Annotated in this window: 16 protein-coding genes; 15 read left to right on the forward strand and 1 reads right to left on the reverse strand. The window is 49.2% G+C overall.

Translation table 11 applies throughout. The features are described from left to right. Positions 1 to 34 precede the first annotated feature (34 nt). From H1R82_RS05355 to spoVM, 11 genes are all read left to right on the forward strand, one after another. Positions 35 to 1,615, forward strand: a complete 1,581-nt coding sequence (locus H1R82_RS05355) for a spore germination protein (RefSeq protein ID WP_121874225.1) — start codon at positions 35 to 37, stop codon at positions 1,613 to 1,615. After that, the gene (locus H1R82_RS05360; RefSeq protein ID WP_181730790.1) at positions 1,605 to 2,750 is read left to right on the forward strand and encodes a GerAB/ArcD/ProY family transporter; all 1,146 of its coding nucleotides are present in this window, start codon (positions 1,605 to 1,607) and stop codon (positions 2,748 to 2,750) included. The genes H1R82_RS05355 and H1R82_RS05360 overlap by 11 nt, the downstream gene beginning before the upstream one ends. Then, positions 2,740 to 3,888 carry a Ger(x)C family spore germination protein gene (locus H1R82_RS05365; protein ID WP_181730789.1) on the forward strand — a complete coding sequence of 383 codons (1,149 nt, stop codon included), beginning with the start codon at positions 2,740 to 2,742 and terminating at the stop codon, positions 3,886 to 3,888. The genes H1R82_RS05360 and H1R82_RS05365 overlap by 11 nt, the downstream gene beginning before the upstream one ends. A gap of 161 nt (positions 3,889 to 4,049) precedes the next feature. Next, positions 4,050 to 5,090 (forward strand): dual-specificity RNA methyltransferase RlmN, encoded by a 1,041-nt coding sequence (gene rlmN, locus H1R82_RS05370; RefSeq protein ID WP_121874228.1) that lies wholly within the window; start codon positions 4,050 to 4,052, stop codon positions 5,088 to 5,090. A 116-nt stretch (positions 5,091 to 5,206) separates the two neighbouring features. Then, a complete protein-coding gene (locus tag H1R82_RS05375) occupies positions 5,207 to 5,959 on the forward strand; it encodes a Stp1/IreP family PP2C-type Ser/Thr phosphatase (RefSeq protein ID WP_121874256.1) in 753 nt (250 codons plus the stop codon). Positions 5,960 to 5,992: 33 nt separating this feature from the next. Then, the gene (pknB, locus tag H1R82_RS05380) at positions 5,993 to 7,645 is read left to right on the forward strand and encodes a Stk1 family PASTA domain-containing Ser/Thr kinase (protein WP_232333862.1); all 1,653 of its coding nucleotides are present in this window, start codon (positions 5,993 to 5,995) and stop codon (positions 7,643 to 7,645) included. Between the two features lie 20 nt (positions 7,646 to 7,665). After that, positions 7,666 to 8,559, forward strand: coding sequence for a ribosome small subunit-dependent GTPase A (gene rsgA / locus H1R82_RS05385; RefSeq protein WP_181730787.1), 894 nt, complete (start codon positions 7,666 to 7,668; stop codon positions 8,557 to 8,559). Continuing rightward, a complete protein-coding gene (rpe, locus tag H1R82_RS05390; RefSeq protein WP_181730786.1) occupies positions 8,559 to 9,218 on the forward strand; it encodes a ribulose-phosphate 3-epimerase in 660 nt (219 codons plus the stop codon). Before rsgA ends, rpe begins: the two co-directional genes overlap by 1 nt. A 17-nt stretch (positions 9,219 to 9,235) precedes the next feature. Next, positions 9,236 to 9,784, forward strand: a complete 549-nt coding sequence (gene thiT / locus H1R82_RS05395; RefSeq protein WP_181730785.1) for an energy-coupled thiamine transporter ThiT — start codon at positions 9,236 to 9,238, stop codon at positions 9,782 to 9,784. Beyond that, positions 9,785 to 10,447, forward strand: a complete 663-nt coding sequence (locus H1R82_RS05400; protein ID WP_181730784.1) for a thiamine diphosphokinase — start codon at positions 9,785 to 9,787, stop codon at positions 10,445 to 10,447. A gap of 182 nt (positions 10,448 to 10,629) precedes the next feature. After that, positions 10,630 to 10,716, forward strand: coding sequence for a stage V sporulation protein SpoVM (gene spoVM / locus H1R82_RS05405; protein WP_181731202.1), 87 nt, complete (start codon positions 10,630 to 10,632; stop codon positions 10,714 to 10,716). Between the two features lie 49 nt (positions 10,717 to 10,765). On the opposite strand, the gene rpmB is transcribed toward spoVM, so the two are convergent. After that, positions 10,766 to 10,954 (reverse strand): 50S ribosomal protein L28, encoded by a 189-nt coding sequence (gene rpmB, locus H1R82_RS05410; protein ID WP_181730783.1) that lies wholly within the window; start codon positions 10,952 to 10,954, stop codon positions 10,766 to 10,768. Positions 10,955 to 11,169: 215 nt separating this feature from the next. Between rpmB and H1R82_RS05415 the strand changes: the two genes are divergently transcribed. The 4 genes from H1R82_RS05415 to sdaAB are packed head-to-tail and all read left to right on the forward strand — an operon-like array spanning position 11,170 to position 14,799. Further along, positions 11,170 to 11,535, forward strand: a complete 366-nt coding sequence (locus H1R82_RS05415) for an Asp23/Gls24 family envelope stress response protein (protein WP_181730782.1) — start codon at positions 11,170 to 11,172, stop codon at positions 11,533 to 11,535. Positions 11,536 to 11,546: 11 nt separating this feature from the next. After that, positions 11,547 to 13,229 (forward strand): DAK2 domain-containing protein, encoded by a 1,683-nt coding sequence (gene fakA, locus H1R82_RS05420; RefSeq protein ID WP_181730781.1) that lies wholly within the window; start codon positions 11,547 to 11,549, stop codon positions 13,227 to 13,229. 12 nt (positions 13,230 to 13,241) lie between these two features. Beyond that, on the forward strand, positions 13,242 to 14,111 hold the full coding sequence (fakB, locus tag H1R82_RS05425; RefSeq protein WP_181730780.1) for a DegV family protein: 870 nt from the start codon (positions 13,242 to 13,244) through the stop codon (positions 14,109 to 14,111). Positions 14,112 to 14,142: 31 nt separating this feature from the next. After that, positions 14,143 to 14,799, forward strand: coding sequence for an L-serine ammonia-lyase, iron-sulfur-dependent subunit beta (gene sdaAB, locus H1R82_RS05430; protein WP_181730779.1), 657 nt, complete (start codon positions 14,143 to 14,145; stop codon positions 14,797 to 14,799). Positions 14,800 to 14,854: the final 55 nt, after the last annotated feature.

Genomic DNA, 14,854 nt, shown 5'->3' on the forward strand with positions numbered 1-14,854 from the left:
GGGCTTGGTGGGAAGTTATGGATGGTGATGTTTAATGAGAAGACCCAATCGTGTTTTAAACAGGGAACGCAAAAAGAAAAAGAAATTGGAAGAACATAATGAACAACAATTAAATAAAGCGGTGAAAGAGGAAACACCCGTCTATCCGGATTTGGATCAGAATCTGGAGTTTATCAAAAATGTTCTCGGTGATTCCTCGGATCTGGTGATACGTGAGTTCACGATTGACCAACCCCGGAAAAAAGCGGCCGTGATTTATTTTGATGAGTTGATCAATAAAGAGTTGGCCCATAATTTTTTAATCCGGCCGCTGATCAAGCTGGAAAAAACAGGAGAAGAGCTGTCGGATCCGTGGGAAACGATTGTCAACGAAGTGGAGGCCGGAGAGACGGAAGAAGTCGATCAGATGAGAAAAGTCTTGGAAGGCGTGTTGGGAGGGGACACCGTTTTATTGGTGGATGGTTCCGAAAAAGGGTTGATTGTCGGCTCGAAAGGTTGGGCTACCCGGGGTGTTGATGAACCACGGGCAGAACAAGTGGTGCGAGGGCCCCGTGAAGGATTGAGTGAAACCTTAAATTTCAGTTTGTCCATGATCCGCCATCGTCTGCGGGATCCATCCCTGCGTGTGAAGTATATCGCGGTGGGAAAAAGGACCAAGACGACGGTTGCCGTCTTGTATATTGAAGAGATCAGCGAAAAACAAATCGTGCAAGAAGTGGAAGAGCGGATCAAACGGATCAAAATCGACGGGATTCTGGAAGCCGGTTATATTGAAGAGATGATCCAGGATCAAATGTGGACGCCGTTTCCGCTGTTACAAAACACGGAACGGCCGGACACGGTGGTCTCGCATTTGTTGGAGGGGAAAGTGGCCGTGATGGTGGACGGGGCTCCCCAAGCGTTGATTGCCCCGGCGGTGTTCAGCCAGTTTTACAACAGTCCGGAGGATTATTACGAGCGTTATTTGATTTCGACGTTCCTGAGGTTTATCCGTTTGCTCAGTTTGTTTATCGCCTTATTGTTGCCGGCACTTTACATCGCTTTCATTTCGTTTCATCCTGAAATGATCCCTTCCGACTTGATGCTTGCGATGGCTGCGGGACGGGCCACCGTGCCGTTTTCGGCAATTGTGGAGGCATTGATCATGGAGATCAGTGTGGAAATTTTGCGGGAAGCCAGCATTCGCCTTCCGGGACCGATCGGGCCGACCATCGGGATTGTCGGGGCGCTGGTCATTGGGAACGCGGCGGTGACCGCCGGACTGGTTTCCCCCGCCTTTGTGATTGTTGTCGGTTTGACGACGATCAGCTCGTACGCCAATCCCAATTACAATGCAGCCATTTCGGTCCGTCTGCTGCGCTTTCCGTTCATGATCGTCGCAGCGATGTTCGGGTTGTTTGGCATCATGATCGGATTGATGCTTTTGCTTTTGCATCTGGTTCAGCTCCGGTCTTTTGGCGTGCCGTACATGGCTCCGTTTGCCCCCTTGAATTTGCGGGATCTCAGAGACTCCCTGATCCGCATCCCGTGGCCGTGGATGAAAAAACGACCGACCATCTATCAGACACATAATAAAATCCGCTTGAAAAAGGGAGGAACCAAAGATGGATCGTAAAACCGCATCCAAACAAGTCATCACTTCCTATCAGGCTTTCACGCTTCTTTATTCCACCATTTTTGGAGCCGGTGTCCTGAGTTTGCCGAGGTCGGTCGGGGAATCGGCCGGAAACGATATGATTTGGGTGATTCTTTTGTCCGGGGTGGTCGTGGCGATCCTGGTGTATTTGATGACCCGGCTTTGTCAGCGGTTTCCCGGGATGACACTGGTGCAGTTTGCCCCTTACATTTTGGGTTCCAGAAAAAGAAAGTGGGTCGGATATGTCATTAGTTTTCCCTTTTTGTTGATGGTGGCGCTTTTTTTTGTCATGGGGACGGCATCAGTCGTGCGCATTTTTGGGGAAACCGTGGTGACGACCATGTTGCCGCGCACCCCTGTGGAAGCCGTGATGCTTATTTTTCTTTTGGCGGCGGCTTTTGGTGCGGGAAGTGATCTCGGAGTGATTGCCAAATTGAACGAGTTTTTGTTCCCGATCACGTTGATCCCTTTCTTGTCCATGATATATGCTTTGTTTCAAAGCGGGGAAATCACCAACATTCTGCCGCTCTTTCAACTGGATCCGATGGTCTTGCCGAAAGCGTTGATGGGAGGCGCTTTTGCTTTTGCCGGATTTCAAGTGGTGATGATTTTTTCCGGGTTTTATCAACAACCGGAGAAAATGAAAAAAGCAAATATGATTTCCATCCTCGCCATCACCATTTCGTATTGGTACTTGTGTGCCATTTCCTTGAGTGTTTTTGGGATCGACGAAGTGAAAAATTTGATGTTTCCTGTTTTGGAAGTGGCCAAAGTGGTCAAGATGGAAGACATTTTGTTTGAGCGGATCGAATCGGCCATTTTATCAATTTGGCTGGTTGCGGGTTATACATCGGTGGTCAATTTGTTTTCGGCTTTGGTTCAAATCATCATCGAGTATTTTCGCCTTTCCGAAAGGTACCGCCGCTTGATTGCTTTTCTCGCCGTCCCGGTTTTTTTGTACTTGGCATTGATCCCGGAGAATACACAGGAAGTGGGGATTTATGCCGATCGGATCGGGCTTTATGATGGCGTCATTTCTGTCATCATTCCCGTGGTTCTGTTGCTGGTTGCCGTGATTCGCAAGAAGAAAGGAGAAGTTCGCGATGAAATTTAATCTTCTCCAAAGAAAAAGATGGGTCATCATACTTTCGGTGTTGTCCCTGATGTTGACCAGTGGATGTTGGGATGCGATCGAAATTGAAAAACGGGCGGTTGTCGTGGCATTGGCGGTGGACCAAAGCCCGTTGGGGCATAAAGTGTCAATCCAAGTCCCGAACCCCCGCAAAACCGTCGGCGGCGGTGAAGAAGGTGGGGGAGGAGGCGGAGGTGCCGGAGCTGTCGAATTATTTTCGGAGGAAGGACGCACCCTCCAGGAAGCATTCATGCAAATCGAGAATGAAACCAATTATCCTTTGTTTACGGGACACACTCAAATTTTGTTGATCGGTGAGGAGTTGGCGAAAAACGGGACCAGAGATTTGATGGAAGGATTGAGGCGAAATCAACAAATCCGGCGCCATTTGTGGCCGGTGATCATTCAAGGCGAGGCGAAGGATGCCTTGGACGTTCAGGTTCGTCTCGAAGAAATTCCCATCGATTATTTGCGGGAAACGATCGATACCGGAATCAAAAATGGGCGTTTTCCGTCGATGGTTTTGGGGGAGTATTTTGAGGAATTGTCCAACCCGGCCAAACGGGCCCCGATTTTGAATGTTTTCCGCGTCTCTGACAACCGCTATGTTTGGAACGGAATCGGCATTTTTAAAAATGACCGCCTGCTCGGGGTTTTGAAACCGCCTTTGGTCAATGCATTGCTGCATGTCCGGGAACACAAACCCGGATGGCCGGTGATGATCGATTGCCCCCAACAACAGAAAGGGCAAATCGTGTTTTTTCCAAAATCATCCTCCAGCAACATTCACATTTCGGAAAAGGAACCGGCGATCGACGTGAACGTGAGCATGGAAGGGGAAATCACGGTCAAAGAATGTACTTCGTATAAGCTGGATCAACCGCAAAAATACCAGATGCTCAGTAATATGGTCCAACATGAATATGATAAATCTGCGAAAAAGCTGATTGATCTGGCCCAAAAAGAGTACAATACAGATATCTTTGCCCTTGGCAAATTTGTAAAGGCTTATTACCCGAAACTGTATCACCGGTTGAACTGGGAAAAAGACTTTTCCCAAATACCGATCCGCATTCATTATGACGTGGATGTGCGAAGAGCCGGTTTGGAGTCGAAGTGACACAGGGGGGAGGAGAAGCCGCAATATCTGTCAGAAAGGACACAAAAATCTTCACGAGCTGTCCCTTTTCTTTCATTGGGACTATGATATAATAAGAAAAGTTTTGAACAGGCGTTCCCTGTTCAAGATGGATGGCTAGTTAGGAATTGGTGAGATCATTTATGAAACCTTTTGCATACGATTTGACTTATGAAATGTGGATGGAATGGATGAAAGAAAGGAATCAACCGGCATTCCGGGCCAAACAGGTGATGGATTGGCTTTATGTGAAACGCGTTGATTCATTCCGGGAGATGACGAATCTTCCCAAAACGTTGAGGGAAACCTTGGAGGAGCATTTTCAACTGGCACCGCTTCAAATCATCACCCGCCAGGTTTCCAAAGACGGTACGGTGAAATTCTTGTTTGGTTTGCATGACCAACATGCCATTGAGACCGTGGTCATGCGGCACAATTACGGAATCAGCGTTTGTGTGACCACCCAAGTGGGATGCCGGTTGGGATGTACATTTTGTGCATCCACACTGGGCGGATTGAAACGGAACCTTTCCAGTGGAGAAATTGTCGCGCAAGTGATGATGGCTCAAAAATATTTGGACCAAACGAATGAAAGAGTGAAATCGGTTGTTGTCATGGGTTCCGGTGAGCCTTTTGAAAACTACGATGCCACCATGCGTTTTGTTCGCACGATCAATGATTCGCATGGTTTAAATATCGGGCAAAGACATATTACCGTTTCCACCAGTGGAGTGGTGCCGAATATTTATCGGTTTGCTGATGAAAATTGGCAAGTGGGTTTGGCCATTTCTCTGCATGCGCCCAATCAGGAATTGCGCAAGAAATTGATGCCCATCAGCCGGAAGTACCCGCTCGCTGAACTTTTGGAAGCGTGTTGGTACTACATCAATGAGACCGGACGCCGGCTCACTTTTGAATATGCCTTGATCGGCGGGAAAAACGACCAGGATGAACATGCCCACGAACTGGGGCAACTGCTGCAAGGAAAAAATTGTCTGGTCAATTTGATTCCGGTCAACTACGTTCCGGAACGCAATTACACCCGGACGCCGCGGGAACAAATTTTTGAGTTTAAACGGATTTTGGACTCATATCATATCAATACAACCATCCGCAGAGAACAAGGACATGACATTGATGCGGCATGCGGACAATTGCGGGCCAAACACAACCAGTCAAAATGAGAATTTTTCGGGCGGCATGCAATCGATTCCCGAGGAAAACGCGAAGGTTGAGAAACGTCATTTCCTCTATATTGCATTTCAACCAAGGGAAACTGAAAGGGAAAGGGGTAACCGGAATGGAGCTAGCTCGGCGCACAGACATCGGACGTGTGCGTGATCTGAACGAAGACAGCACAGGTCTGATTGTGACCAAATCCGGGGCTGTGATTGCCATTGTTGCGGATGGAATGGGCGGGCATCAGGCTGGAGACGTAGCCAGCAGCAAGACCGTGGAAACCATTGAACAGGTGGTCTCAGCCCAACCCTTGGATATATCTACGGATGAAAAAAGTGACTTACTTCTTCATGCAGTAGGGAAAGCGAATGAAACCGTATATAATATGGCAGCTGAGAATAACCAATATAAAGGGATGGGTACAACGGTGATCGCATCCATTGTAGACACCAAAGAAGTTGTCTTGGCCCATGTGGGAGACAGCCGGGCATATATGCTGCATAATGGCGGACTCTATCAATTGACCGAAGATCATTCCTATGTCAATCTTTTGAAAAAACATGGGCAAATCACTGAAGAAGAAGCGGCAAATCATCCGCAACGCAATATGATCGTCCGGGCAGTCGGAACAAGTGAAGAAGTGGAAGTGGATTTGATCAATACACCATGGAGTCAGGGAGACACGTTGCTCCTATGCTCAGACGGACTGACTACAATGGTTAGCGAGAGGGAAATCGGGCTTGTTTTATCTTCCAAAACCATGTCCTTGGATGAGAAAGCGGATCAGCTGATAAAAATGGCGTTGGACGCCGGCGGAACAGATAATATTTCCCTTATCTTACTAAGGCATACAGGAAGGTCAGCGACATCTTAATCGGGTGCAAGGAGGAACGAGGTGACCATGCAGATGGAAGGGAAGAAGCTGGGGGGACGTTACGAAATCGTCAGCCGCGTCGGCGGCGGAGGGATGGCCGTTGTATATAAAGCAAAAGATGTGCTTTTAAACAGATATGTCGCCATCAAGGTCCTGAGTGAATCCCTCAGTAATGATTCGGAATTTATACGTCGATTCAGCCGGGAAGCCCAGGCTGCTGCAAGTTTGTCTCACCCCAATATTGTCAATGTTTATGATGTGGGGCGCGATCACTTTACGCATTACATTGTGATGGAATTGGTGGAAGGTCCGACCTTGAAGCAGTACATTCAGGAGCGCGGTCCCCTGCCCGTTCAGGAAGCGGCGACGATTGCCGTTCAGATTTGTGACGGATTGGCCCATGCCCACGAGAATCAGATTGTGCACCGGGACATCAAGCCCCACAATATTTTGCTCGGTCCCAACGGGCGCGCCAAAGTGACAGACTTCGGAATTGCCCGTGCCGCCAGCTCATCCACGATTACCCAACAAGGATCAGTGATGGGGTCGGTTCATTACTTTTCACCGGAACAAGCCCGGGGCGGAGTGATTGGCGAGAAATCGGATTTATATTCGTTGGGAATTGTATTGTATGAGATGTTAACCGGAAGAATTCCGTTTGACGGGGATTCAGCCATCAGCATTGCATTGAAACATTTACAGGAAACACCTGAAGATCCCCGGAAATATAACTCGAATATTCCGGATAATGTTGCGGAAATCGTCATGAAGGCCTTGAGCAAAAATCCGGAAGACCGGTTCGAATCGGCCCGGGACATGATGAAAAGCATCCAGTATGCGGTCCAATTGACGCCTCATATGGAAGCCAATTGGGTGAATCACCAACGGAATCAAGGACAGGAAATGTTCCAGACGATTCCGTTGAATGAAGAATCGTCGAACAATGACGAACAATATGAGTCGCCGGTACAGCGTCCGGAGATTCGCTCCGGCAAAAAAGAACCGTCCCCGCAAAAGGGACAAACGCAAGGGCTCGGGGAGCGCACGCTGACCAATCTGGAGCGGCTGAAAAATGTTTCCGGTGACAAAGAAAAAACGGTCCTGCAACGAACGGTTGTCTGGCTTGAAAATGTGCAAGCCAAATTGCCTTGGTGGCAAAAGCTGTTGTTTGGCCTCTTTACCATTGCAGTCATCGTCATGTTGAGCATCTGGGGCTTTACCACCGTTTGGGGACTGTTTACCGGGGATGGAAGTGATTCTGAACAGCAACAAGCGCAGGAAAATGTGATTCCAACCTTTGCAACGGAAGAAGATGCCGTGAAGTTTGCAGAGAGCCACGGTTTGGGAAAACCGGAAATCAGCTATGTCGAGGGAGATCCGGGAAAAGTGGTGGAACAATCCCCGAAACCGGGAACAGAATTTTCATCGGATACAAAAATTAAACTCAAAGTCGGAATTGACGGGGTCATGGTAAAAGATTACAGGGGCGAGTTTGAATCCAATCTGCCGACCCATGATAATGGATATAAAATTCAAGCCTTTTGGTGTTCAAATGGTACTGGTCCGGAAAACACAGTTTTTAAACAAAAACCTGCACCAGGTACTACCATTAAGGAAGGCGAAACCGTCGAGGTATATCTCAATACACCGAAAGTTAAAGGGTCTGGTTGTTTCCCGAAACACTAATCAACTAAAGGAGGTCTCCGATGCCCTTTGGTCAAATCGTAAAAGCAATCAGCGGGTTTTACTACGTGCGCACGGATGAAGGGAAAGTGATTCAATGCCGGGCGCGTGGTGTTTTTAAATTTGAAAAGAAAAAGCTGACTCCGCTGGTTGGCGATTTGGTGGAAATCGAACAAACGGGGTTGGACGAAGGCGTGGTGACCTCCGTTCAACCCCGTTCTTCTGAATTAATCCGTCCGCCGATTGCCAACGTGGATCAAGCGATTGTGGTGGGTTCCCTCAAACGTCCCCGTTTTCAGCCCATGCCGCTGGACCGTTTCCTGGTTCACGGGGAACGCGAGGGTTTGGAGATGGTTATTGTTTTGACCAAAAAAGACTTGGTCAAAAATGAACAGGAAATTGAAAAAATCCGGTCGGTCTATGAACCGGCAGGTTATCCCGTTATTGAGACGAGCATCAAAACCGGAGAAGGAATCGATGAACTGAAACGACATCTCAAAGGAAAAGTCTCCGTTTTCGCCGGTCAATCCGGTGTCGGAAAGAGTTCTCTGTTAAATGAATTGCTGCCCGGGCAAAAGCTTGAAACCGGGAAGGTGAGTGACAAAATCGGGCGTGGGCGCCATACCACCCGGCAAGTGGAGCTGCTTATTTTGCCGGAAGGAGGACAAGTGGCGGATACGCCCGGTTTTAGCCAACTCCATTTCAAAGGCATGGAACCGGTTGAGCTGGGGGATTGTTTTCCGGAGATCCGCCGGCGCGCTCCGGAATGCCGGTTTCGTGGTTGCCTGCACATCAATGAACCGGATTGTGCGGTCAAAGAGGCGCTCCGTCAGGGAGAGATGGACGAAAAGCGGTATCAGCACTACACACAGTTTTTGACAGAGATTAAAGAGGCGTTGGAAAGGAGATATACCTGATGATTAAGATTGCTCCCTCGATATTGTCCGCGGACTTTGCCAATTTGAAAAAGGAGATTCAGGAAGTGGAAAAAGGCGGAGCCGACTGGATCCATGTGGATGTGATGGATGGGCATTTTGTACCGAATATCACGATGGGGCCGCTGGTTGTCGAAGCAATCCGTCCCCATACCGGATTACCCTTGGATGTTCATTTAATGATTGAAGAGCCTGACCGGTATATTGACGATTTTGTCAAAGCCGGGGCCGATTTGATCTCCGTTCATCAAGAGACCTGTCCGCATTTGCACCGGACGGTTTCTTATGTGAAAGAACGGGGCGTGAAGGCCGGCGTGGTGATTAATCCGGCAACGCCCGTGCAAATGCTGGAACCGATTTTGCCGGAAGTGGATCTCGTTTTGTTGATGACGGTAAATCCGGGGTTCGGCGGACAACGGTTTATTCAAAATGTGTTGCCGAAAATCCGGGAGGTCCGGCAAATGTTGGACGAGCAGGGACGGATGCATGTGGATATCGAAGTGGATGGCGGCATTCAGCCGGAAACGGCCCGCTTGGCGGTGGAGTACGGAGCCAATGTGTTGGTGGCCGGTTCGGCGATCTTCGGCCAGAAGAAGCGGGCGGAAGCGATCAAAGCCATCCGGCAGGCGGCTGAAAAATAAACAAAAAGGTGGAGAAAATGGCGGGCAAAAAACTGGTCACTATGATAGAAATCGCAATGATGGCTGCAATCGCCGTGGTACTTCATAAGCTGATGATTCCGTTTCATTTATGGCCCAACGGCGGTTCGGTGACCTTTTCCATGGTTCCGATTGCGGCAGTGGCTTTGCGTCGCGGGGCCAAAGCAGGGGTCCTTTGCGGCGGAATCACCGGGCTGTTGCTGTGGATATTGGGAGGCACGGTGATTCATCCGGCTCAGGCTGTTCTGGACTATCCGCTTGCTTTCGGGGCCTTGGGGGTTGCCGGATGGATCCGGATTGGTGAAGATACGAAAAAGCCATTGCTCTTCCTGTCTTTGGGGCTTCTCTTGTCCGGCGGATTGCGGCTGACGGCCCATTTCCTGTCCGGGGTTATTTTTTTCAAAGCATTCACTCCCGCCGGCCAATCCGTCTATCTGTATTCGCTGGTGTATAACTTGTCCTACATTTTGCCGGAAGTGATCCTGACCTTCCTCATCATGGCGGGAATTTGCCGGTCGGCGCCGCAACTGATCAGAAGACAGGGATAGATGGTGAGAAGATTGGACAAAAACAGGGTGGTTGTGATTGCCGGCGGTGATTTCTCCCGTTTTGAGGCGGAACTCATTCGACCGGAAACGGATTTGATTATTACGGCGGATGCCGGGGCGGTGAGCCTGGAAGCGCACGGATTGGTTCCGGATATTGCCGTGGGGGATTTTGACACCACAGGCATTGACTATATTGAAACGTTAAAACAAAAGGGAGTGCGGGTCATCCCGCTTCCTGCCGAAAAAGAAGTGACCGACTTGCATTTTGCCCTCCTCTGTGCCACGCGGCAAAAACCGGATGAAATTTTGATCCTGGGAGCGCTGGGCGGAGACCGGGCGGACCATATGCTGGCCAACATCGGCTTGTTGGAATGGTTAAAGGAAGAGGGCAAAAATGCGACCATGCTTCATCCTGCAAACCGGTTGCGCTTGCTTTCAGGACCGGGAAAAATGAAGTTTGACTCCAAAGAGTTTCAATATGTTTCGTTGCTTCCGGTTTCGCGGAAAGTGACCGGGATCGAGACGGACGGATTGAAATATCCGCTCAAAAAGGAAACGTTGTACCGGGGAGGAACCCGGGGAATCAGCAATGAGTTGGTGAAAGTGCCGGCTTTTGTTTCGGTTGAAGAAGGAATTTGTTTGGTGATCGAAAGCCGGGAATAACAAAACCTGCGGTGTTCCGCAGGTTTTTCTTGTTTCGGGAAGAAAAATTCGGGCTCGTCTTTCAGGATTTTTCCGGGTGTTCTAGGTACACATTCTCATTTATAGAATATAAATAAGTTGAAAAATAGGGTCTTCTTCCTTTTGTCGATCCTGGTGAATTGTTGAAATAAGGGGTGATCCTGGTGAAATTTTACACGTTTAAATTGCCGAAGTTTTTGGGCGGGGTGGTGAAAGCGATCCTGGCTGCTTTTAAAAAGGATCCGCAATAAAAAAGAAACCACAAAAAAAGCACCTCTTCACGGTGCTTTTTTCCTGGCATTATACACGGGTAACCTTGCCGGATTTCAGTGCGCGGGTGCTTACATACACGCGCTTTGGTTTTCCGTCGACAAGAATGCGGACTTTTTGGACATTGGCGCCCCATTTTCTCCGCGTTTTGCGGTTCGAATGGCTTACTTTATTTCCAGCATGCCCTTGTTTTCCCGTTACAAAACAACGACGAGCCATGTTGACACCTCCTGTTTCTCACTCGTTCCAACCGATGAAACGTTACCATCCGGTAACTTTATGGACTAAACACCTGGTCATTTTAGCATACCTCCCCGCTGCTTGCAAGGAGTTGACAGGTTCAGTATGATGAATATTATTGCTCTTTTATTCGTTATGTTAATATTGTACAATTGACCTAGCTGGAATAAGAACCTCACTTGGGAGGAATCAAAATGAGCGTTGAAATAGCCACACAACTTGGACAGATTGAAGTGACCAATGATGTGATTGCCACGGTTGCCGGGATCGCGGCAATGGATTGTTACGGATTGGTCGGCATGGCATCACGCAGTCAATTGAAAGACGGGATTACGGAATTATTGCGAAAAGAGAACTTGAGCAAGGGAATTGAAGTCCGAGAAGAAAACGGCGAAATTGTGATCGATCTGTACATCATTGTCGGCTACGGCACCAAAATTTCGGAAGTGGCGAGTAATGTGCAGTCAAAAGTGAAATACACGCTCAGTGAAATTATTGGAGTCAAAGTTAATAAAGTGAACATCTTTGTGCAAGGTGTTCGACTGGTGAATGAAGAGTAAGGAGGAGCATTGTGACAAAGCAACAAATCCATACATCACAGTTTTTACAGATGATGCGGGCGGGTGCCAAGACACTCAACAAAAACGCGGAAAAAGTGAATGCTTTAAACGTTTTCCCCGTGCCGGACGGTGATACGGGAACCAACATGAGCTTAACCATCAGTTCCGGTGTCAAAGAGATGGAAAAAGCTTCTGCAACCGCCGGGACCGTGGGGGAATTGGCGCAAGCGCTCGCAAAAGGTTTGTTAATGGGAGCACGAGGAAACTCCGGCGTCATTCTTTCCCAGTTATTTCGTGGTTTTTCCAAAGCAGTGGCGGATAAGGTGTTTATTTCGTCTCACCAGCTGGCCGATGCCTTTCAGCAAGGGGTCGATACGGCTTACAAAGCAGTGATCAAGCCGGTGGAAGGAACCATTCTGACCGTGGCACGCGAAGCGGCAGAGGCCGGAAAGAAACAGGCACTTGCCACCGATGATCCGGCCGTTGTGATGAATACCGTTTTAACCGAAGCAAAAAAAGCGTTATCAAAGACCCCGGAGTTCTTACCCGTGTTAAAGCAAGCCGGGGTGGTGGATGCCGGCGGACAAGGCCTGGTTTATATTTATGAAGGAATGCTTGCCGCCCTGAGAGGGGAAGAGGACGATGCTTCCGAAGCCCTCCCGGATGATTTGTCGTCCATTTCGGATCTGGCTCATGAGTCTGCGCAGTCCAAATTGGATCCGGCGGACATTCAGTTCGGATATTGCACCGAATTTATGATTAACCTGATGACGGACCGCCGGGAAACCGAATCCTTTGAAGAGGCGGAATTCCGCCGGGCATTGGGGCAATTCGGGGATTCCATCCTGGTCGTCTCCGATGATGAGCTGGTGAAAGTCCACATTCACGCCGAATATCCCGGAGACGTGCTGAACTTTGCAATGAAATTCGGCGACCTGAAAAAAATCAAAATTGAAAATATGCGCGAGCAATATGACGATGTGGTCAACAAAACACCGGCACCCAAGACCAAAACGGAAGAAAAGCCGGCTGAAAAGAACCCATACGGCATTGTGGCCGTCGCGTCCGGGAAAGGAATTGCGGACATTTTCCGTTCGATGGGCGCGGATGTGGTGATTGAAGGCGGTCAAACAATGAATCCGAGCACGGAGGATCTGGTTCGTGCCGTGGAACAACTCCATGCAGAGCATGTAATTATCCTCCCGAATAATAAAAATATTATTTTAACCGCAGAACAAGTGGGAGAAGTGGTGGACCAGCCGGTGCATGTTTTGCCGACACGCACGATTCCGCAAGGAATGGCAGCGTTGTTGTCTTTTGATGCAACCGTTTCGCCTGAAGAAAACAAGGAGAACATGACGGAAGCTTTCCAAGAAGTGAAATCAGGCGAAATCACCGTGGCTGTACGCGATTCCCAAGTGGATGGGCATCAGATTGAGCAAGGAAATTACCTTGGCATCCTGGAAGGCAAAATCGAAGTCGTCGACGAGGACTTAAAGCAAGCGTCCCTGGCTTTATTGGCCGACATGATTGATGAGGACACGGACATTGTGACGGTCTTCTACGGGGAAGCATTGGAAGAAGCTGAGGCACAAGACCTGGTGCAAGACTTGGAAGAACAATATCCCGATGTGGAAATCGAACTGTATGACGGTGGTCAGCCGGTCTATTACTACTTGTTTGCGGTTGAGTAAGGGGAGGATCAAATGGGGAACGTTAAAATCATTACAGACAGTACGGCAGATATTCCCAAGTCGCTTGCAAAAGAACTGGGCATCACGGTCATCCCGATCAATGTGCATTTGGATGGGGAATCTTATCAGGACGGAATCAACATCACTCCGGATGAGTTTTATCTGAAAATGAGCCGGACGGATCAATTGCCGACCACTTCACAACCTTCTCCGCTGGATATTGTCAGCGCGTTTAAACGAGCCGTTTTTAACGGGGCCAAAGAAATCATATCTTTTCATATTTCATCGAGAATGAGCGGGACTTATCAATCTGCTTTGCTGGCAAAATCCATGGTGGAAGAAGAATATCCCGATGTCAAAATTGAAGTGGTTGACACCAAAACGGTCACCTTTTGTTTGGGAGTGATCGTCGTTCTGGTGGCACGTGCCGCCAAAGAAGGCAAGCCGCTTTCGGAACTGTTGTCCATGGCGATGAAGATCCGGCAGGAACAAAGGTTGCTTGCTTTGGTCGATACCCTGGAATATTTGCAAAAAGGCGGCCGGATCGGAAAAGCGGCTGCCTTGGTCGGCACCCTGTTAAACATCAAGCCGATCATTTCCATCAATGATGACGGAGAAGTGGAAGCCGTTGATAAGGCGCGGGGAAATAAAAAGGCCGTCCAAAAAGTGTTTGACGGCTTGAAAAAGGAAGCGTCGGGCCGTCCCGTTGCCTTGGCGGTGATCCATGCAGCCAAAAGAGAACAAGCAGAACAATGGATGGCACGGGCTCAGGAACTGTTTGACATCCGGGAACAACATGTGGTGGATATCGGGCCTGCCGTGGGAACGCATGCCGGGCCCGGAACCATCGGCTGCATCATTGTGCCCTTGGACCGGCTGTGAGCCGGAAAAGCAGTCTGAAGAGGTGGAGCTTATGAAATATCGGACGGTTTTTGATATTATCGGCCCGGTGATGATCGGGCCGTCCAGTTCCCATACGGCAGGTGCAGCCCGTATCGGCAGAGCGGCACGGACCATTTTCGGACGGAAACCGAGCCGTGCAGAGATTACATTGTACGGCTCCTTTGCCAAAACTTACCGCGGCCACGGGACAGATGTCGCCTTGGCCGGCGGATTGCTCGATTTTGACACTTTTGACAAGCGGATGGTGCATGCGCTGGAAATCGCCGAACAAGAAGGCATCGAGATCCGCTTTCATGAATCCGATGAAATCACGGACCATCCCAACACGGCCCGGATCCGGCTGGAGGACGAAGCGGGAAGTCTGGAAATCGTCGGGGTGTCCATCGGTGGAGGAAAAATGGAAATTGTGGAGTTAAATGGCTTTGAACTGCGTTTGTCAGGGAACGGGCCGGTCTTGTTCGTATTGCATCAAGACAAATACGGAGCGGTCGCGCGTGTTGCCGGTGTCCTTGCCGAGCATAAAATTAACATTGCCTTTATGCAGGTGTCGCGTAAGGAAAAAGGTTTACAGGCACTGATGTCCATCGAGACGGATCAACCGGTGGACGAAAAGGTGCAAGCAAAAATTCGCGACTTGGAGGATATCCACGCTGTAACGGTTTTATAGTTTCACCACCGCCGTTTCTTCACAGATGACGGCGGTTTTCTGTGAAAAGGGGGTT

The organism is Thermoactinomyces intermedius, from assembly GCF_013912365.1.
Lineage (GTDB): Bacteria > Bacillota > Bacilli > Thermoactinomycetales > Thermoactinomycetaceae > Thermoactinomyces > Thermoactinomyces intermedius.

Coding starts and splice junctions, on each gene's coding strand:
- H1R82_RS05415 (WP_181730782.1), top strand. CDS start 11,170: ATGAGCGTTGAAATAGCCACACAACTTGGACAGATTGAAGTGACCAAT.
- H1R82_RS05355 (WP_121874225.1), top strand. CDS start 35: ATGAGAAGACCCAATCGTGTTTTAAACAGGGAACGCAAAAAGAAAAAG.
- sdaAB (WP_181730779.1), top strand. CDS start 14,143: ATGAAATATCGGACGGTTTTTGATATTATCGGCCCGGTGATGATCGGG.
- H1R82_RS05360 (WP_181730790.1), top strand. CDS start 1,605: ATGGATCGTAAAACCGCATCCAAACAAGTCATCACTTCCTATCAGGCT.
- H1R82_RS05375 (WP_121874256.1), top strand. CDS start 5,207: ATGGAGCTAGCTCGGCGCACAGACATCGGACGTGTGCGTGATCTGAAC.
- rpmB (WP_181730783.1), bottom strand. CDS start 10,954: ATGGCTCGTCGTTGTTTTGTAACGGGAAAACAAGGGCATGCTGGAAAT.
- H1R82_RS05365 (WP_181730789.1), top strand. CDS start 2,740: ATGAAATTTAATCTTCTCCAAAGAAAAAGATGGGTCATCATACTTTCG.
- rsgA (WP_181730787.1), top strand. CDS start 7,666: ATGCCCTTTGGTCAAATCGTAAAAGCAATCAGCGGGTTTTACTACGTG.
- fakB (WP_181730780.1), top strand. CDS start 13,242: ATGGGGAACGTTAAAATCATTACAGACAGTACGGCAGATATTCCCAAG.
- pknB (WP_232333862.1), top strand. CDS start 5,993: ATGGAAGGGAAGAAGCTGGGGGGACGTTACGAAATCGTCAGCCGCGTC.
- rlmN (WP_121874228.1), top strand. CDS start 4,050: ATGAAACCTTTTGCATACGATTTGACTTATGAAATGTGGATGGAATGG.
- H1R82_RS05400 (WP_181730784.1), top strand. CDS start 9,785: ATGGTGAGAAGATTGGACAAAAACAGGGTGGTTGTGATTGCCGGCGGT.
- thiT (WP_181730785.1), top strand. CDS start 9,236: ATGGCGGGCAAAAAACTGGTCACTATGATAGAAATCGCAATGATGGCT.
- rpe (WP_181730786.1), top strand. CDS start 8,559: ATGATTAAGATTGCTCCCTCGATATTGTCCGCGGACTTTGCCAATTTG.